The following is an 18,170-nucleotide window of genomic DNA, read 5'->3' on the forward strand; positions in this document are numbered from 1 at the left end:
CGAAAAGGAGTGCAGAGCAATGATGGACATTCTGGGCGGTGGAGCCGGTGCGGCCCCTGCGGGCGATCTCATCAAGGATGTGACCGAAGAGACCTTCATGGCTGAGGTGGTCGATGCCTCCATGGAAGTTCCGGTCATCGTGGATTTCTGGGCACCGTGGTGTGGCCCCTGCAAGACGCTGGGCCCGATGCTGGAGGCAGCGGTGACCAAGGCCAAGGGCGCGGTCAAAATGGCCAAGATCAACGTTGATGAAAATCAGCGTTTGGCTGCCGCACTCGCGCAGCAGGGGCTGCCGCTTCAGTCAATACCGACGGTGGTCGGGTTCTATCAGGGCCGTCCCGTGGACATGTTCCAAGGTGCGCTGCCGCAATCTGAAATCGACGCCTTCCTGCAAAAGCTTGCAGAGGCCGCAGGCAGCACTGCCGATGGTGGCCTCGGCGAGGCCATTGAGACCGCTGAGCAGATGCTGGAAGAAGGCGCGGCTCAGGACGCAGCGCAGGTCTTTGCCGCGATCCTTGGCGAAGACGACAAGAACGCGGCGGCCTACGGTGGTCTGGCGCGGTGCCACGTGGCCCTGGGCGAGCTGGATCAGGCCGAAGCGGTGCTGAATGGCGCACCTGCCGAGATTTCCACCGCAGCCGAAATTGAAGCCGCGCATGCCCAGATTGAGCTTGCGCGGCAGGCGGAAAACGCAGGTCCCGTGGCGGAACTGCGTGCGGCGGTTGACGCCAACCCAGATGACCATCAGGCTCGGTTCGATCTGGCACAGGCACTGCACGCCGCAGGTGAGGCTGAGGCCGCAGTGAATGAACTGCTGGAGCTGTTCCGGCGTGATCGCGAGTGGAATGAGGGCGCGGCCAAGGCCCAGCTCTTCACCATTTTTGAGGCCCTGAAGCCCAATGATCCGGTGGTGCTGAATGGCCGCCGCAAACTGAGCTCTATGATATTTGCCTGACGCGATCGCGGCGCTAGGTTCACAGTCATGATAAAAGCCGCAGACCTGCCGGATACAATCCCTGTCTTCCCTTTGCCCGGAGCACTCTTGCTGCCTCGGGCAAAGCTACCTCTGCATATCTTCGAGCCGCGCTATTTGCAGATGCTTGAGGATGCGCTCAAAACACGGCATCGGGTCATCGGGATGATCCAGCCCTGTGGTGCCCGTAATGCGGACAGCTCGGGCTTGCACGCTATTGGCTGTGCCGGGCGCGTGACCCAGTTTTCCGAGACCGAGGACGGGCGGTACTTCATCACGCTTTGTGGCCTTTCGCGGTTTCGTGTGAAGGCAGAGGTGGAGGGGTTCACCCCCTATCGGCGATGTTCTGTCGATTGGAACGGGTTTGACGTGGACCTTGGCCAGACGGAGCGCGACGAAGGGTTTGATCGCGCGGCCTTGATGGGGCTCTTGGGGCGCTATCTGGATGCACGCGGGATGTCGACGGATTGGGGCGTGCTGGATGAGGCGGGCGATGAGCTTTTGGTAAATTCGCTGTCCATGCTTCTGGATTTCGAACCCGAGGACAAGCAGGCCCTGCTAGAAGCGCCAAGCCTCACTACCCGGCGTGAAACGCTGGTCACATTGATGGAGTTTGCCCTACGCGGCGGCTCGCTTGAGGAAAAACTGCAATGAATGACACAACACCTGCTTTTGACCGGCACATGCTGGAGGCGCTTGTGTGCCCGGTTACTCAGACGGTGCTGGAATATGATGCCGAGGCGCAGGAACTGATTTCGCGGCCTGCAAACCTTGCTTTTCCGATCCGCAACGGGATCCCCGTGATGCTGACGGATGAGGCGCGCCCGCTGGAGTAACCTTGCACCGGGCGCGCGGTCAGAGCGGGCGCCCGCGCAACAGACGCGGCAGATCCCCCGAGAGCCCTGCGGCTTCGCGCACAAAACCCCGGCGCAGTCCGGGGAGCGCGTTGGTCAGCCCAAGGCCGAGGTCTCGGGTGGCGCGAAGGATCGGATTGTCGTTAGAAAACAGCTTGTTGAACACATCTGTCGCAAGTGCCAGGGACGTCGTGTCAAACCGCCGCCACTGCTGATAGCGCGCCAGCACAAGCGGGCTTGCGATGTCCTCACCGCGCCGCGCGGCATCCGTCAGCACTTCGGCAAGGCTTGCAATATCGCGCAGGCCGGCGTTGAGCCCCTGACCCGCGATCGGATGCAACCCATGTGCCGCATCGCCGACCAAGGCCAGACGTTCGCCGTAGAAGGCATTGGCGAGGCTCAGTTTCAGCGGATAGCTGAAGCGTTTTCCCTCTAGCCCGATCTCTCCGAGAAATGACCCAAATCGCGGGCGCAGCACGGTGAGGTAGTCCTCATCCGAGAGTGCTTGAATGCGCGCAGCCTCTGCGTGGGTTTCGCTCCAGACGATGGAACTGCGATTGCCGGGCAGGGGCAGGATCGCCAGTGGTCCCGGCGGCATGAAGAACTGATGCGCGATGCCGTCGTGCGGCTGGGCGTGCGAAATGGCGCAGACCAGCGCGGTCTGGCCATAGTCCCAGCCCGTGCGCTTGATACCTGCGCGTTCTGCGGTACCGCTTTGGCGACCGTCCGCGCCCACCAAAAGCGCGCCAGAAAGCTGGGAGCCATCCTCAAGTGTCACGGTGACCGCATCTGTGCTGACGGTCTGCGCGATCACCCGCTGACCAGAGATTTGCGTGATCTTAGGTTCGGCATCCAGCGCCTCCAACAGGGCGCGGCGCAGGTAGCGGTCCTCGACCATATAGCCCATCGGGCCTTCATCCAGATCGCTTTCCTCAAAATGCAAAAACAGCGGTGAGGGGCCGCGTCCGGCGATACCGTCGCTGACTTTGATTTCATTCATCGGCTGCGCGTGAGCCTCTATGCGCGACCACACTCCGATCTGTTGCAAAAGCCGCGCAGAGGCGAGCGCCAGTGCGTAGGAACGGCCATCGAAATCGGCGTCCTCGCGGGTCGGCGCGGGCAGCGCATCAATCAGCGTCACAGAGTGTCCGGCCTGCGCCAGCGCAAGGGCGAGCGAGGGGCCGTTCAGGCCGCCGCCCACGATCAGGATATCACGCATATCAGTCATGCCTCGCAATATGCGCCCTAAGGTGGAATTGTCCATGCCATTGTCCAGAGGCACGCTGCCGCAGTCCGCACATCAAGCACGGAATGACTGCACGGGATTGTGCGGCCTCGGCGCTCTCGTTACGGTGGCGGCAAATGGAAATCTGCCCCGTCACGGGGATCACAAGAAGGCACACGCGATGCAGGATTGGCTGACCATGAGCGCCGCGCAACTGGGCCGCGGTATCGCCGCGGGAGAGATCGACCCGGTGGCGCTGACAGAGACTTATCTGGCGGCGATCGACAGCCACCCTGAGACTGCGCGAATCTACACGAAAGTTACCCGCGAGCGTGCTTTGTCCGAGGCTAAGGCCGCGCAAGAACGCGCAAAATCAGGCTTGCGCCGCTCACCGCTCGACGGTGTTCCGCTCAGCTGGAAGGATCTGTTCGACAGTGCCGGGGTGGAAACCGAATCTGGCTCTGACCTTCTGAAGGGGCGGGTGCCAGATCACGATGCGCTGGTTCTGGAGAACGCAACCGCGCTGGGGTCTGTGTGCCTTGGCAAGACCCATATGAGTGAACTGGCGTTCTCCGGCCTCGGCCTCAATCCGATCAAGGCCACACCGCCCTGCGTCAATGATCCCGAGGCGGTGCCGGGTGGGTCGTCGTCAGGCGCGGCGTCTTCGGTGGCCTTTGGACTGGCGGCGGGTGCGATTGGGTCTGATACTGGCGGGTCGGTGCGGATCCCGTCGGCGTGGAATGATCTTGTGGGCCTCAAAACCACCTCCGGCCGCGTCAGTCTTGAGGGCGTTGTTCCCCTGTGCCTGAAGTTCGACACCATCGGTCCATTGGCCCGTACGGTTGAGGACGCGGCACTGATGCTGGCGCTGATTGAGGGATCGGCCACCGCGCCGGATCTGGGTGGTGCCACGGTTGAGGGCAAACGATTTGCGGATCTTCAAACCGTGGCGCAGGACAACCTCGCCCCCGAGGTTGCCGCCGCACATGCTGCGGCGCTAGACAAGCTGCGCGAAGGCGGAGCGGAGATCGTCCCACTTGAGGTGCCAGAGCTGCCGGATGCCATGGCGCTTTCGGCGATCCTTTTCACCACCGAGGCCTATGGCCTGTGGAAAGATGTGATTGAAGCCGCGCCAGACCTGATGTTCCCGGAAATCCTTGCCCGGTTCCGTTCGGGGGCGGAGTTCTCTGGTGCGGATTACGTGGCGGCATGGGCTAAACTTGAACAGGTGCGCATGGTTTGGGATCAGGCCGTTGCAGGCTTTGATGCGGTGCTGGCCCCTGCGGCACCGATCCTGCCACCGAATCTGGCCCGCCTGCAGAGCGATCATGACTACTACGTCACCTCGAATTTGATGGCGCTCAGGAACACCCGCATCGGTAACCTGATGGGCGTGTGCGCGCTCTCGCTGCCCACGGGCACACCAAGCTGCGGATTGCAGGTGATCGGCCAGCCCGATTGCGAGGAGGCGTTGCTGCGCATTGGCGCGGGCGTTGAGGCTGCACTGGCCTGAAAGACACACTGTTGCACCCGCGCCATCAGCGGGTGGACGCATGCCCGTTTGGCCTGTAACTTACGGGGCAAACGGGGCGATTACGATCCCGGTATTGAGGCACAGACATGAAGTTTCCTGAGCGGTTTGCCCATCTGCCGCCCTACGCGTTCCCGCGTTTGCGTGCGCTTCTTGACCATCACGCGCCCGGTGGCGACGTGGTGCAATTGACTATTGGCGAACCAAAACACGAATTTCCCGCATGGGTCACCGATGTGATCGTGGAGAATGCCTCTGCGTTCAACAACTACCCGCAAAACGAGGGCACCGACGAGCTGCGCGGTGCAATGGCGGACTGGGCGGCGCAGCGCTATGGCGTGACGCTTGATCCGGCGACCCGGCTCATGGCCCTCAACGGCACCCGCGAGGGGCTTTATAATGCGGCCATGGCGCTCTGCCCCGAGGAAAAGAATGGCCAGCGGCCAGTGGTTCTGATCCCGAACCCGTTTTATCAGGTCTATATGATCGCAGCGATCTCGGTGGCGGCGGAGCCGGTGTTCGTCCCCGCAACCGAAGAGACCGGCCACCTGCCGGATTATGCCTCTCTGCCTGAGGATGTGCTGAACCGCACCGCCGTGGCCTATATCTGCTCGCCCGCCAATCCGCAGGGCGCGGTGGCCTCGCGCGCCTACTGGCAGCAATTGATCGCGCTGGCAGAGAAATACGATTTCAAGATCTTCGCGGATGAGTGCTACTCAGAGATTTATCGCGATGAGGCCCCCGTCGGAGCGCTCACCGTCGCAGATGAAATGGGTGCAGACCCGGAGCGGGTGGTTCTGTTCAACTCGCTCTCCAAACGCTCGAACTTGCCGGGGCTGCGCTCTGGCCTGCTGGCCGGTGGTCCCGAAACACTGGTGCAGGTGAAGAAGCTGCGCGCCTATTCCGGTGCGCCGATGCCCGGTCCCTTGCAGGCTGCGGCCGCGAAGGTCTGGGCCGATGAGGCGCATGTGGTTGAGAACCGCGCGCTTTATCAGGAAAAATACCGCATCGCGGATGAAGTGTTTGCAGGGCTGAACGGCTACATGTCGCCCGAGGCAGGGTTCTTTTTGTGGCTGCCGGTTGAGGATGGCGAGGCGGCAACACTGAAACTCTGGCAGGAAACCGGTGTGCGGGTGTTGCCCGGTGCGTTTCTGGCGCAAGGCGAAGGCGCGGCAAACCCCGGGCATGGATATATCCGCGTGGCGCTTGTTGCGCCCGAGGAACAGACACGCACGGCGCTGCAGTCGCTGCGCGATTGTCTTTATTGAACTGATATAAATGCCTGCTTCCGCCAGTGCGGGGGCAGGCCAAAAGCAAGACGAAACACCCGTGGGGCTGATCCAAGAGCGAAACAGCCGATGCCCCACGCGAGCGAACCGAGGTAGGCATGGCATTTCAAACCCGCAGCAGGAATCCCCTCCTGGACAGCAACATGCAGGCGGCCATTGAAAAGCGTGGCAAGGAGCTGATCGGGCTTCTGCTGATTGGCGTTGGCCTGTTGGTGGCTGCAATCATTGGCTCTTATACGCCGGATGACAGCAACTGGATGGTCTCCACCGATGCGCCGGTGCAGAACATGCTGGGTCAGACTGGCGCGACAATTGCCTTTTTGCTGATCACCTTCCTTGGCAAGGGATCTTGGGCGATTGCCGTGTTCCTGTTTGCATGGGGAACACGTTTCCTGCTGCACAAGGGCGAGGGGCGCATCCTGTGGCCTGCGTTGATGCTGGTGTTCTGGCTCATCGTGGTGGCGCTGCATTTTGAAACGCTGGTTCCGGACGAGGAATGGCGCGCGTTCCACAATTCCGGTCTTGGCGGTATGATCGGCAATACAGCCCTTGGCGGTCTGTTGGCGCTTCTGCCCTTTGGGCTGGCCTTTCTGGTGAAATCGCTGTCGTTCTTGACAGCTGTTGCGATGATCGCGCTGGGCGCCTTCGTACTCGGGTTCTCGCGGGATGAGTTGAAGCGTATCGGACGTTTCCTGCTGCTGGGCGTGCTGCTGGCATATGACATGATTGCACGTCTTCTGGGCCGCAGCGCCAGCGGCGGTCTTCAGGCTGCGCGCACATGGCAACATCGCCGTGCAGAACGCCGCGCCGAGGTCATCGACTATGAGGACGATGCTCTGGTCTACAGCGAGCCGATGGAGCCGAGCAGCTTCACCCGCGCCGAGCCGCAGTTTGGCCTGCATGCGCCCGCACCGGCTCCGCAGCCTGCTGCTGCACCTGTCGTTGAGGAACGTGGTGGACTACTGAGTCGCGCGACGAACCTTATTCGCCGCGCAGAACCGGTAGAGATGCCGGAGCCTGAACTGATCGAACAACAACCTGTTGCCGACGTGGAGCAGGCCCCGGGTGATGAGCGTATTGCACAGAAGATCGCCAACGCGGTGCGTATCCGCCGTGCCCAAACCACACCGCCAGAGCCAGATCCCAATCTGCCGCTCACCAAAGGACGTGGCAAACGCCCGGAGCCGTTGATCTTTAACGCGCCCGCTCAAACGGCAGCTGAGCCGCCGATTTCTTCGCCCGCGCAACAGATTCCAACCGCGCCGACGATTACCAGCGTGATCCCACAGGCTCCAACTCTTGAGGATACCGCGACCTCGTCGCCTGAGGCCTTCTTTGTGGATGAGGTGCCGACTGAGGATCTGCCAGAGGAACCGGTTGCAACCATGCCCTCCGCGCCTGTGGCAGAGGCTGCGCCGCGCGTTCAAATCACACCGCGTGCTGACCCTGCCCCGGCAGAGCATGCACCCGTTGAACGTGCTGCAATGAACATTCCGGTGGCAGAGCCGCGCAAGGCCGTGGTCGAACAGCCCCAGCGCAAGCCGGTTCAACCTTCGACCCGCGCCAAGGCCGAAGCGCAACCGAACCTCTTCAAAGAAGATAACAGCGATTTTGAATTGCCGCCGCTGTCGCTGTTGACCAACCCGACAGCAATCGAACGTCATCACCTGAGCGATGAGGCTTTGGAAGAAAACGCCCGCATGCTGGAAACGGTTCTGGATGATTATGGCGTCAAAGGTGAGATCGTCTCGGTGCGCCCCGGCCCCGTCGTCACCATGTATGAGTTGGAGCCAGCACCGGGTCTCAAAGCCTCTCGTGTGATCGGTCTGGCCGACGACATCGCGCGTTCCATGTCGGCCTTGTCGGCGCGGGTTTCGACCGTTCCCGGCCGGACGGTGATCGGGATCGAGCTGCCAAACGAGAACCGCGAAAAAGTGGTGCTGCGCGAAATCCTCGCCAGCCGTGACTTTGGCGATGGCAACCAAAACCTGCCGCTGGCCTTGGGCAAGGATATTGGCGGTGACAGCATGGTCGCCAATCTCGCCAAGATGCCTCACCTGCTGATCGCGGGGACCACCGGTTCCGGTAAGTCGGTGGCGATCAACACCATGATTCTGTCGCTTCTCTATAAGCTCACGCCCGAGGAATGCCGCCTGATCATGATCGACCCGAAGATGCTGGAGCTTTCTGTCTATGATGGCATCCCGCATCTGCTCTCGCCCGTTGTGACCGACCCGAAAAAGGCGGTTGTGGCCCTGAAATGGGTCGTGGGCGAGATGGAAGACCGCTATCGCAAGATGTCCAAAATGGGCGTGCGTAATATCGCGGGCTACAATGGCCGCGTCTCTGAGGCGCTGGCCAAAGGCGAGATGTTCAGCCGTACCGTGCAGACCGGGTTTGACGACGACACCGGCGAGCCTGTGTTTGAGACCGAAGAGTTCGAGCCCAAGAAACTGCCCTATATCGTCGTGATCGTCGACGAAATGGCCGACCTGATGATGGTTGCGGGCAAGGAAATTGAGGCCTGCATCCAGCGTCTGGCGCAGATGGCGCGCGCCTCGGGTATTCACCTCATCATGGCCACGCAGCGACCCTCCGTGGACGTCATCACCGGCACCATCAAGGCAAACTTCCCGACGCGGATCTCCTTTCAGGTGACCTCCAAGGTCGACAGCCGCACCATCCTGGGCGAAATGGGCGCCGAGCAGCTCCTCGGGATGGGCGACATGCTTTATATGGCGGGTGGCGCCAAGATCACCCGCTGTCACGGCCCGTTTGTATCTGACGAAGAGGTCGAGGAGGTGGTGAACCACCTGAAACAATTCGGTCCCCCCGATTACGTCGGCGGCGTGCTGGATGGCCCTGACGATGAAAAAGCGGAAAACATCGACGCGGTGCTGGGCCTCAATACGGGCGGCAACACCAATGGCGAGGATGCGCTCTACGATCAGGCGGTCGGAATCGTCATCAAAGATCGCAAATGTTCGACCTCTTACATCCAGCGAAAGCTCGGTATCGGATATAACAAGGCCGCGAGGTTGGTGGAGCAGATGGAGGAAGAAGGTCTCGTATCTGCCGCAAACCACGTTGGTAAAAGGGAAATTCTCGTTCCCGAGCAATAGGCGACAAAAGGCCGGGCGCTCTGCCCGGCCTCTTCACTTTGGATCACACACGCATATCTTCTAAGTCATGAAACAGTTTGTCTTTGCTCTTGCGCTCGGCGCAACCACTCTGGCCTCTACCGTTGCAACTGCGGCGGAGAAGCTGAGTCTGAATGAGATTTCGGCCTATCTGAACAGCTTTGCCACCGCGCAGGCAGACTTCACACAGGTGAATGACGACGGCAGCCTGTCGACGGGCCAGCTGTACCTGCGCAGACCGGGCAAAGTACGGTTTGAGTATGCAAACAACGGCGGGCTGGTGCTAGCAGAGGCTGGGACCGTTGCGATCATGGATCCCAAATCCAACCAGCCACCTGAAACCTACCCGCTGAGCCGTACGCCGCTTTCGATTATTCTGGCCCGCAATGTAAACTTGGGCCGGGCGAATATGGTGGTGGGGCATGGGTTTGACGGTGTGTCGACCATTGTGCGCGCGCATGATCCCAAAGCGCCAGAGAATGGCAGTATCGAGATGATGTTCACGGATAATCCAGTGCAGTTGCGCAAATGGGTTATTCATGGTGGCTCTGGCGAGGAGACCACTGTGATCCTCGGCGACATGAAGACAGGGATGTCCTTCCCCTCTAGCTTGTTCAGCATTTCGCGCCCCAAACGCGACCGCTGAATCGAAAACTGCCCCGAACCTATTGGGCGCGGGGCAGTAAAATCAGAATATTTGGTGCTTTAGCGCAGCTTGCGACAATTGCTCAACTGGACCTGATAGGCGTTTGAGCGTGCCTCGACCTTGTTGGCGACATTCAACAGCCATGTTTTTCTGCTGAAGGTGCCACGGGCATAGCCAGCGTGACCCTCATGATAGGCCAGATACTGGTTGCGAGCATCCGTGAGCGGGATGCCGTTGCGCTGGAAACTGCGTGTCATGTACCAACCCATAAAATCGGTTGCGTCTTCGATCTTGTCGCGCCGCGCCCTGCGGCGACCGGTGTCTTTCTTATAGTCTTCCCACGTGCCATCCAGCGCCTGACCGTATCCGTAAGCACTTGATACGCGGCCCATAGGAATGACGCCCAAAGTGTATTTCTGCGGGGTGCGGGCGTTGCCGATAAAGCGGCTTTCTTGGTGGATGGTGGCCATCTGCACATGGATGGGCACACCCCAGCGGCGTTCAGTGTCTTGGAACGCACGCAGGTATTTCGGGCGCTCCGTCACAATGCTGCAGGCATTGTCCAAATCCCGAGGGGGAGAATTATAGCCTCCACCGCAGGCGGCCAATGCCAACAAGAGCGCCAGGGCACTTATGATTCTGCTCATTGCCTCTGCCTTTTGATTTTTTTGGCAGCTTAACCAATCACGCCAAGAGAGAAAATCCCTTTTGAAATGCGGTAACATTTTGCGCGGATTGCAGAAAATATGTTTGAAATTATCGGCTTGCCGAACTGTAAAACGCAGCCGGACAGACTGTTTCTGCAAAATTTCCGCGCCAAGGTTGGACATTCAATGCCGGAAAACGCTAGTACAGGGAAAGAAGAGGGCCGACAAACATGCTGAAAACGCGCGCAAAATATAATCTTGGCCAGGTCGTCCGTCATCGCAAGCACCCGTTTCGCGGCGTTGTCTTCGATGTGGATCCCGAGTTTGCAAATACCGAAGAATGGTATGAAGCGATTCCCGAAGAAAGCCGCCCCGCCAAGGAACAGCCCTATTACCACCTGCTCGCTGAAAACGATCAGACCTATTACGTTGCCTATGTCTCAGAGCAAAATCTGGTGGCAGATTACTCCGGCGAACCTGTGAGCCATCCGGATTTGCATGAAATGTTCACCGGCTTTGATGACGGCAACTATCAACTGCAATATCAGCTGAACTGAAGCGGGACGCCGGGATAACCCGGCATCCCTCAAAACTTAGTAACCGAGCGCGCAGCCATCTTTGCGCGGATCGCTTGCGCCTTCCAGAACACCGGTGTCGTGAATATGGATTGCCTGCGAGCCGCCAATCGCGGTTTCAGGCACCTCAACCTTGTGCCCCATCTCAGATAGCTCGGCGCGCACGGCATCGCTGTAGCCACGTTCAACCTTGAACGTGCCACCATCGGAAAACGCGCGCGGTGCATCCATCGCGGCTTGCGGCCCCATGCCGAAGTCGCGCAGGTTTGACACAAACCGCGCATGCCCGTTTGGCTGATAGGCGCCGCCCATGACACCAAACGGCATGGTCACACGACCGTTCTCGGCCAGCATCGCGGGAATGATCGTGTGCATTGGGCGTTTGCCACCAGCCAGCTCATTTGCATGTCCGGGCTCAAGGCAGAATCCCGCACCTCGGTTTTGTAGCAGGATACCGAACTTTTCGGAGGCAATGCCGGAGCCAAACCCATGAAAGATTGAATAAATCAGGGACACGGCCATGCGGTCCTTATCAACCACTGTGATGTAAATGGTGTCCTTATGGACCGCTTCGCTCACCTCACGTGGGGCGGCCATGGCGCGTTTCGGGTCGATTAATGCGGCGAGGCGCGCAGCCGTTTCCGGTGCCAGCATGTGATCCAGTCGGGACATATGCTCAGGGTCGGCGATAAAGCGGTTGCGCGCGTCATAGGCGAGCTTTGCAGCCTCGGCTTCAATATGGGCACGCTCCGCGCCAAAGGGATCCATCGCTGCGATGTCGAAATGCTTCAGGATATTGAGCATCAGGATAGCGGTCGCACCCTGACCGTTGGGCGGGTGCTCCAGCAGGTCGACGCCTTTGTAATGGCCCGAAACCGGATCGGTGGCAGTGGCTTGGGTCGTTGCGAAATCTTCGGCAGTGTGAACGCCACCCTGTTGGGTGAGAGCTGCAATCATGTCCTCCGCAATCTCGCCGCTGTAAAAGGCATCGCGGCCCTCGCGGGCGATGCGGCGCAGCACTTCGGCCTGACCCGGTGCGCGGAAGATCTCGCCCACGCGCGGCGGGCGTCCATTGACCAGATATGTGTCGCGGGCGCTGCCCTGAAGGGTGCCGGCGTCATTCCCCCAGTCAAAGGCCACACGCGGCGCGACGGGCACGCCTTCTTCTGCGTAGTGAATGGCTGGGGCCAACACGGCATCGAGGCCGATCTTACCTTCGGTTTCAGACAGATGACAAAAGGCGTCGATCGCGCCGGGGATCGTGACAGCATCGGCTGTATTCAGGGGCACTGTTTGCAGGCCGCGCGCACGCAATGCCGACGCCTCTGCCGCCTTGGGCGCGCGTCCAGAGCCGTTCAGCGCCCGTACCGTGTTTTCGCCCGCGCGATTGTAAAGAACAAAACAATCGCCGCCGATCCCGGTCATCTGTGGTTCGCAGATACCGAGCAAAACAGCCCCAGCGATCGCAGCATCCATGGCGTTGCCGCCGCGCTTTAGAATATCGATGGCGACCTGTGCTGCGAGCGGATGTGATGTGGCGCAGATGCCGTTTTGCGCGAAGACCGCAGAGCGGCCCGGTGTCTGGAAATCACGCATTCCTGTCCTCCTCTTTTGCGGCGAGCGTAGAGGTCCTGCGGATCGAGGCAATGGCAAAACGCAAATGCAGCGTGAAGTTGGCGTGCAAAAGAGGGATAGGTTTGGGGACTATAGCCCCGACGCCACGCGCTTGGTGGGGGCAAATTACACGACGCCGGGGCAAGCTAAATAGTCCAGCTCTGTGTTGATGTTTCGCGCAGCATTAGGGCCTTCATTTGCCGCCAATGTGGCAGAAATGCGGTGGGCGATCTGTTGGTATCGTGAAGTTTCTAAAATCCTACCGGCCGCATCTGATGGGAAGGCCCTACTGTGTCAGCTGGATCTCGAAACACAGCGACAACTGGTTGTTGTCAGTATTGCGCTGGTACTGGATGTCGCTTGCAAGTTCGCGGATCAAAAACCAGCCAAAGCCTCCTTCGGGCAGATCGTCGAGCGGCATGTTGGGATCCACATGTGCAGGTTTACCCTCGGGCAGTTTTGCATCTGGAAATGGTGCGCCTGCATCGCGGATTTCCACCCACAAGCGGTCTGGGTGTAGATTGCAGCGGATCAAAACATCGCCCGTCGCGCTTTCGGCATACGCGTGCTCGACGACATTATTCACCGCCTCGGCGAGGGCGATCTGCACCTCGTCAACCCGGGTATCTGCGATACCCATGTCCTTCAACCGTTGAACCACCGAGACAACGCCGCGTCTGGCGTCTATCTCGGTCGCCTTGAAGGAGCAGGCGAAAGTCTCAACCATGAATTTTGGTCCTCAAAGACGATCCCGGCAGTATCAATTCGCGGCGTGCTCTGGATCGAGCGCGTCCTGAAGTGTGTCATATAGGTTAAAGACAGTGTCCATGCGTGTCAGGCGGAACACCTTGTCGACCATTGGCGTCAGGCCAGCGAGATCCAGTTTGCGCTCTTTGCCGAGTTGCTTCATCGCGGCGACGATTGCGCCCAACCCGCTGGAGTCAATAAAATCCACATGAGACAGGTCAAGAATCACGCGCTCTGGACCGGCTTCGGTCTCCGTACGCATGTCTTCCTTGAATTGAATCGCCATCGCTGCGTCAATGCGCTGGGCATTCACGGTCACGACTTGTGCACCACCTGCTTCCGTGCTCGTAAGGCTCATGAGAGTGTTCCTCGGCTCGTCATACTTGGAACTCACCCTAGACCTTAAATGTTATCATTCAGTATGGATAGTGCCGACAATTGGAGGAGTTAAGAGAATGACCAAGATCGTGATCGCGGGGGCAGCCCGGACGCCGATGGGCGGATTTCAGGGGATGTATGAGAATGTGAGCGCGGCGGATCTCGGCGGAGCGGCGATCAAGGCTGCGCTGGAACGGTCCGGTGCCACAACTGTGGATGAGGTTCTGATGGGCTGCGTCTTGCCCGCAGGGCAGGGGCAGGCTCCGGCACGGCAAGCGGGATTCGCCGCAGGCCTTGGCGAGGACGTCCCGGCCACCACTCTCAACAAGATGTGCGGCTCGGGGATGAAAGCCGCGATGATAGCCTATGATCAGATCGCACTTGGCCATATGGATGTGATGGTTGCGGGGGGAATGGAGAGCATGACCAACGCGCCTTACCTGCTGCCTAAGATGCGCGGTGGTGCGCGGATTGGGCATGGTCAGGTCATTGATCACATGTTCCTCGACGGTCTTGAAGACGCCTATGATAAGGGCCGGTTGATGGGCACATTTGCCGAAGATTGCGCCGAGCATTACCAGTTCACCCGCGAAGAGCAGGATGAATTTGCGCTGGGGTCGCTGTCAAATGCGTTGGCGGCACAAGAAAGCGGCGCGTTTGAGGGCGAACTGACTGAGGTGACAGTGAAAACCCGCAAAGGCGAGGTCGTGACAGACGCCGATGAACAGCCCAAATCTGCCCGCCCTGACAAGATCCCGACGCTGAAACCTGCCTTCCGCGAGGGCGGCACGGTAACAGCGGCCAATTCCTCGTCGATTTCGGATGGTGCTGCAGCGCTCGTGTTGGCGTCTGAGGAGGCCGCTGCAGCCCGTGGACTGCAGGTGCGCGGCCATATTTTGGGTCACGCCAGCCACGCGCAGGCACCGGGCTGGTTCACCACCGCCCCCGTCCCGGCTGCGCGAAAGCTGATGGCGCAGATCGGTTGGGACGTCGAGGATGTAGACCTTTGGGAGGTGAACGAAGCCTTTGCCGTGGTGCCGATGGCATTCATGCGCGAGATGGGAATTCCGCGTGAGAAAGTGAACGTAAATGGCGGCGCGTGCGCGTTGGGTCACCCGATCGGCGCGTCTGGTGCGCGCATCATGGTGACGCTTTTGAACGCCCTGGAAAAACGTGGCCTCAAGCGCGGTATCGCTGCAATCTGTATCGGCGGCGGCGAAGGCACAGCCATCGCGATTGAACGCGCCTGATCTCAGGGCACGCATAAGGGCGGCGCAAAAGATGCGCCGCTTTTTACTTATCTGGAGGGCGCGACCCTTCCTCAATATTTAAAAAGGCAAATGTTCCATGCGGGTGAATTACGAGGATCTGTCCAAGACAGTGGCGGCGCTGACCGAGGGAGAAACGGATGAGGTCGCCCTGATGGCCACCGTGGCGTGCGAGCTCCATCACGCGGATGACCGGTTCGACTGGACCGGATTTTACCGCGTGACAGAGCCTGAGGTGTTGAAAATCGGCCCCTATCAGGGCGGGCACGGCTGTCTGGTGATCCCTTTTGCACGCGGTGTCTGCGGCGCGGCGGCGCGTTTGAACGAGACGCAACTGGTTGATGATGTCGAGGCCTTCCCCGGCCATATAGCTTGTTCGTCTTCGACCCGTTCGGAAATCGTCCTGCCAGTGCGCAACAAGGCGGGCGAGGTAATTGGGGTGCTGGACATCGACAGCAACCAGCCCGCCGCGTTCGATCAAGAAGATCAGGCGGCGCTTGAGAGCTTGCTGGATGCAGTTTTTGGCAGCCTCCCTGCCGCCAAATGATAGGATCACTCGCTCGTGAGCTTTGACGCTTGGATCGTTTTTACTCTCTTCTGGATCGCCTTTGTCACCACGCCGGGGCCAAATGCGGTGAATTGCATTTCCAACGGGATGAACCTTGGCTTTGGTAAGGCGATGCTCGGGGTGCTGGCAATCCTGACGCAGGCGAGCGCCTTTCTGGTTCTCTCAGCACTGGGCGTGACGGCTTTGATTGCGGCGTCACCGACCGCGTTTTTTATCGCAAAGCTGGTGGGGGCGGGGTTTCTGATTTTCTTAGGCATTCGCGGCTGGCGCAATGCCAGCAAGCCAGTGCCCACTGCCGCGCGCCCGGCGCGGCATGTTTATTTACACGCGCTCGCCATCGCCACCATCAACCCAAAGAGCGTTGCAGGCTATCTTGCGGCGTTTTCGCAGTTCGTGCAGCCTGATGTGCCGATCTGGTCGCAGATGGTGGTGATCATGCCCACCGCACTCACGCTGACGGCGCTCAGTTATACCGGGTTCACATTGCTGGGTGTCGTGATGGGGCGCGCAGCACTGGCCGCCGTTTTCAACGTCTGGATACGCCGTATCTTGGCGGTCTGTTTTATCATCTATGGGATACTTCTCGGGGCCAGCAGCACCCCCAGCCCCCAAGCCGGACCCTGAACCCACTCCTTCGCGCTTGACTGTTTAACAATCTTGGCGGTTTCGCTAGGGTCCAGATATTACCAGCTCGCCAGCAAGGCGAAGCAATTACAGGGGTGGAAAAAATGATTAAAGGTCACTGCTTGTGCGGCAATATCGCGTTTGAGACTGCAGCCACACCGGAAGGGCCATCCATGTGCCACTGTGGTCAATGCCGCCGTCAGTCCGGTGGTATTTGGTCATCGGCCTATGTTGCAGATGATGCGTTGACGATCACCGGCGACGTCAGTTGGTACGCCTCAAGCGCGCAAGCAAAGCGCGGCTTTTGCGCCCAATGCGGGTCTTTTCTATTTTGGAAGGCCCATGATGAGGACACTACCAGCTTTGCCCTTGGTGCCGTCACCAGCCCCACAACAGTGACGCTGGAAAAGCATATCTTTGTCGCTGACAAAGGCGATTACTATGAAATCGCCGACGGTCTGCCTCAGCGCGATTGAGACCGATTGCCTTTGTGGCATTCCTTCACTGGTATTCATGCCTGTGAATTCCGCATTGCGAATGTGAAGCACATGTAACCCGATAGGGCGATATTTTGCTTTATACGTTAAGCAGTTGCGGGCAGATTGCCCGAGCACGAATCGACGTTGAGGGAGAATGTCCATGACCACGAAGCCCGAGAATGTGGACACCCCCCAAGGTCTTGCTTTTGCGCTGACGGCCTATGTCATGTGGGGCTTTCTGCCGCTCTATATGAAGATGCTCGCTCATATTCCGCCGACAGAGGTGGTTGCTCACCGCGTGATCTGGTCCGTGCCGATCGCCGGGGTGTTGCTGCTGCTTTTGGGACGTATGGGAGACCTGAAGGCTGCGTTGCGTAGTCCGCGCGTACTTCTGATGGGCTGTGTGACCGCAGCCTTTGTATCGGTGAACTGGGGCATTTACGTCTGGTCGGTCGGCTCTGGCTATGCGCTGGAGGCAGCGCTTGGCTACTATATCAACCCGCTGTTTTCTATCGCTTTGGGGGCGCTGTTGCTGGGAGAGCGGCTGACCCGCGCCCAGATGGTGGCTGTGGGGCTTGCGACACTGGCGGTGATTATTCTGACGGTGGAAACTGGTCGTTTGCCGCTCGCGGCGCTGGGGCTGACTGTCTCGTGGGGGTTTTACGCCTTCTTCAAAAAGTCGCTGCCCATCGGGCCAAATCAGGGGTTTTTGCTAGAGGTTCTGATCCTCACCATTCCGGCGCTGGGGTATATTATCTACCTGACCGCCACCGGGCAGAGCCACTTTGCCAACGTGCGGTTTGATACGCTGTTGCTGCTGGGCTGCGGTGTGGTGACGGCGGTGCCGCTGATCATCTACGCCAATGGCGCAAAGCTCCTGAAGCTCTCAACCATTGCGATCCTGCAATATATTGCGCCGACCATGATCTTTCTGGTCGCGGTCTTCGTGTTCAAGGAACCTTTTGGCGGTGCGCGCATGGTGGCCTTCCCGCTGATCTGGGCGGCGTTGGTGATCTATTCAGTGTCCTTGCTGCGCGAAATGCGGCGCAAGGGGCGAGAGGCGCTTACCGAGGCAGCGCCTGCCCGCGAACCTTAAGGCGCGGGGTCAGTTGCTGACGCAATCGCGCAGGATCAGATCGGCATCTTCTTCCGGGCCATAGGCAATCAATGCGTCGTTGCCCTTGCCGTGCAACTCGTAAGGGCGGTTCTCATCGCGCGACCGGTACCGCATGCCGGAGCCCGAAACCACTTGCGTCATCACCACTTGCTGCCCATCCAGTTGCGCGATGGCCAGCGACTCGCCTGCCTCGGAGTTGATAAACACCACCGGAACGCGCACTCCGCGCTCGCATGTGTACTCGGTCTGGATCGTCGAAAGCGTGGTGTCTGCGGGAACAGCCGTTTCAGCGAGGGCAGGCATAGCCAATGCGGCGACCGGCACAGCGAGAATAAAACGAAACATGATGCAATCCTGTTAAATACCTGGTGGTCAAACCCACCCCTCAGCAGAGGTAAGTGGCTGCGCTGACAGCGGCAATTCAACTTTTCTTGTAGGGCGCGCATTTGCTGATCGTGTCCCAACGTGGCCTCTCGGGAAGTGTGCGGTACAGTT

Annotated in this window: 19 protein-coding genes; 13 read left to right on the forward strand and 6 right to left on the reverse strand. The window is 59.5% G+C overall.

What is annotated here, in order from left to right:
• The first annotated feature begins 19 nt into the window (after window positions 1-19).
• Genes QNI81_RS00315 through QNI81_RS00325 form a run of 3 tightly spaced genes read left to right on the forward strand, consistent with a single transcriptional unit; the run spans window position 20 to window position 1,809 of the window.
• The gene (locus tag QNI81_RS00315; protein ID WP_065330129.1) at window positions 20-955 is read left to right on the forward strand and encodes a thioredoxin family protein; all 936 of its coding nucleotides are present in this window, start codon (window positions 20-22) and stop codon (window positions 953-955) included.
• A 27-nt stretch (window positions 956-982) separates the two neighbouring features.
• Entirely contained in the window at window positions 983-1,627 is a 645-nt protein-coding gene (locus QNI81_RS00320; protein WP_283967016.1) for an LON peptidase substrate-binding domain-containing protein, read from the forward strand.
• Window positions 1,624-1,809 (forward strand): Trm112 family protein, encoded by a 186-nt coding sequence (locus tag QNI81_RS00325; protein ID WP_005617162.1) that lies wholly within the window; start codon window positions 1,624-1,626, stop codon window positions 1,807-1,809. Before QNI81_RS00320 ends, QNI81_RS00325 begins: the two co-directional genes overlap by 4 nt.
• 19 nt (window positions 1,810-1,828) lie before the next feature.
• Here QNI81_RS00325 and QNI81_RS00330 read toward each other — a convergent pair whose 3' ends face one another.
• A complete protein-coding gene (locus QNI81_RS00330; RefSeq protein ID WP_283967017.1) occupies window positions 1,829-3,055 on the reverse strand; it encodes a UbiH/UbiF/VisC/COQ6 family ubiquinone biosynthesis hydroxylase in 1,227 nt (408 codons plus the stop codon).
• Between the two features lie 178 nt (window positions 3,056-3,233).
• Here QNI81_RS00330 and QNI81_RS00335 point away from each other — a divergent pair, with 178 nt between their 5' ends.
• The 4 genes from QNI81_RS00335 (at window position 3,234) to QNI81_RS00350 (ending at window position 9,658) form a co-directional block, all read left to right on the forward strand.
• Complete coding sequence (locus QNI81_RS00335) at window positions 3,234-4,565, forward strand: amidase (RefSeq protein WP_283967018.1); 1,332 nt, start codon at window positions 3,234-3,236, stop codon at window positions 4,563-4,565.
• 107 nt (window positions 4,566-4,672) lie between these two features.
• On the forward strand, window positions 4,673-5,851 hold the full coding sequence (locus QNI81_RS00340; RefSeq protein WP_110365157.1) for an aminotransferase class I/II-fold pyridoxal phosphate-dependent enzyme: 1,179 nt from the start codon (window positions 4,673-4,675) through the stop codon (window positions 5,849-5,851).
• Window positions 5,852-5,970: 119 nt separating this feature from the next.
• Window positions 5,971-8,994 carry a DNA translocase FtsK gene (locus QNI81_RS00345; protein WP_283967019.1) on the forward strand — a complete coding sequence of 1,008 codons (3,024 nt, stop codon included), beginning with the start codon at window positions 5,971-5,973 and terminating at the stop codon, window positions 8,992-8,994.
• A 67-nt stretch (window positions 8,995-9,061) separates the two neighbouring features.
• Window positions 9,062-9,658, forward strand: a complete 597-nt coding sequence (locus QNI81_RS00350; RefSeq protein ID WP_005616817.1) for a LolA family protein — start codon at window positions 9,062-9,064, stop codon at window positions 9,656-9,658.
• Window positions 9,659-9,717: 59 nt separating this feature from the next.
• Here QNI81_RS00350 and QNI81_RS00355 read toward each other — a convergent pair whose 3' ends face one another.
• Complete coding sequence (locus QNI81_RS00355) at window positions 9,718-10,305, reverse strand: transglycosylase SLT domain-containing protein (protein WP_005616820.1); 588 nt, start codon at window positions 10,303-10,305, stop codon at window positions 9,718-9,720.
• A gap of 230 nt (window positions 10,306-10,535) precedes the next feature.
• On the opposite strand from QNI81_RS00355, the gene hspQ reads away from it, so the two are divergent.
• Window positions 10,536-10,862, forward strand: a complete 327-nt coding sequence (gene hspQ / locus QNI81_RS00360; protein ID WP_005616823.1) for a heat shock protein HspQ — start codon at window positions 10,536-10,538, stop codon at window positions 10,860-10,862.
• A 36-nt stretch (window positions 10,863-10,898) separates the two neighbouring features.
• On the opposite strand, the gene QNI81_RS00365 is transcribed toward hspQ, so the two are convergent.
• The 3 genes from QNI81_RS00365 to QNI81_RS00375 form a co-directional block, all read right to left on the reverse strand.
• Window positions 10,899-12,476, reverse strand: a complete 1,578-nt coding sequence (locus QNI81_RS00365) for a gamma-glutamyltransferase family protein (RefSeq protein ID WP_283967020.1) — start codon at window positions 12,474-12,476, stop codon at window positions 10,899-10,901.
• Between the two features lie 304 nt (window positions 12,477-12,780).
• Window positions 12,781-13,221: an ATP-binding protein gene (locus tag QNI81_RS00370; protein ID WP_005616828.1), complete on the reverse strand. Its 441-nt coding sequence runs from the start codon at window positions 13,219-13,221 to the stop codon at window positions 12,781-12,783.
• A 33-nt stretch (window positions 13,222-13,254) separates the two neighbouring features.
• Window positions 13,255-13,599: an STAS domain-containing protein gene (locus QNI81_RS00375; RefSeq protein ID WP_005616829.1), complete on the reverse strand. Its 345-nt coding sequence runs from the start codon at window positions 13,597-13,599 to the stop codon at window positions 13,255-13,257.
• A gap of 97 nt (window positions 13,600-13,696) precedes the next feature.
• Between QNI81_RS00375 and QNI81_RS00380 the strand changes: the two genes are divergently transcribed.
• The 5 genes from QNI81_RS00380 to rarD all read left to right on the forward strand — a co-directional run bounded on the left by QNI81_RS00380 (window position 13,697) and on the right by rarD (window position 17,654).
• Complete coding sequence (locus QNI81_RS00380) at window positions 13,697-14,869, forward strand: thiolase family protein (protein WP_283967021.1); 1,173 nt, start codon at window positions 13,697-13,699, stop codon at window positions 14,867-14,869.
• Window positions 14,870-14,966: 97 nt separating this feature from the next.
• The gene (gene msrC / locus QNI81_RS00385) at window positions 14,967-15,434 is read left to right on the forward strand and encodes a free L-methionine (R)-S-oxide reductase MsrC (RefSeq protein ID WP_065321505.1); all 468 of its coding nucleotides are present in this window, start codon (window positions 14,967-14,969) and stop codon (window positions 15,432-15,434) included.
• Between the two features lie 15 nt (window positions 15,435-15,449).
• Entirely contained in the window at window positions 15,450-16,079 is a 630-nt protein-coding gene (locus QNI81_RS00390) for a LysE family translocator (protein WP_009178204.1), read from the forward strand.
• Between the two features lie 104 nt (window positions 16,080-16,183).
• On the forward strand, window positions 16,184-16,555 hold the full coding sequence (locus QNI81_RS00395; RefSeq protein ID WP_283967022.1) for a GFA family protein: 372 nt from the start codon (window positions 16,184-16,186) through the stop codon (window positions 16,553-16,555).
• Between the two features lie 163 nt (window positions 16,556-16,718).
• Window positions 16,719-17,654, forward strand: a complete 936-nt coding sequence (rarD, locus tag QNI81_RS00400) for an EamA family transporter RarD (protein ID WP_283967023.1) — start codon at window positions 16,719-16,721, stop codon at window positions 17,652-17,654.
• A 9-nt stretch (window positions 17,655-17,663) separates the two neighbouring features.
• On the opposite strand, the gene QNI81_RS00405 is transcribed toward rarD, so the two are convergent.
• Window positions 17,664-18,020, reverse strand: a complete 357-nt coding sequence (locus QNI81_RS00405) for an MliC family protein (protein ID WP_283967024.1) — start codon at window positions 18,018-18,020, stop codon at window positions 17,664-17,666.
• Window positions 18,021-18,170: the final 150 nt, after the last annotated feature.

The sequence above is a fragment of the Tritonibacter sp. AK171 genome, from assembly GCF_030127025.1.
Classification (GTDB): Bacteria; Pseudomonadota; Alphaproteobacteria; order Rhodobacterales; family Rhodobacteraceae; genus Epibacterium; species Epibacterium mobile.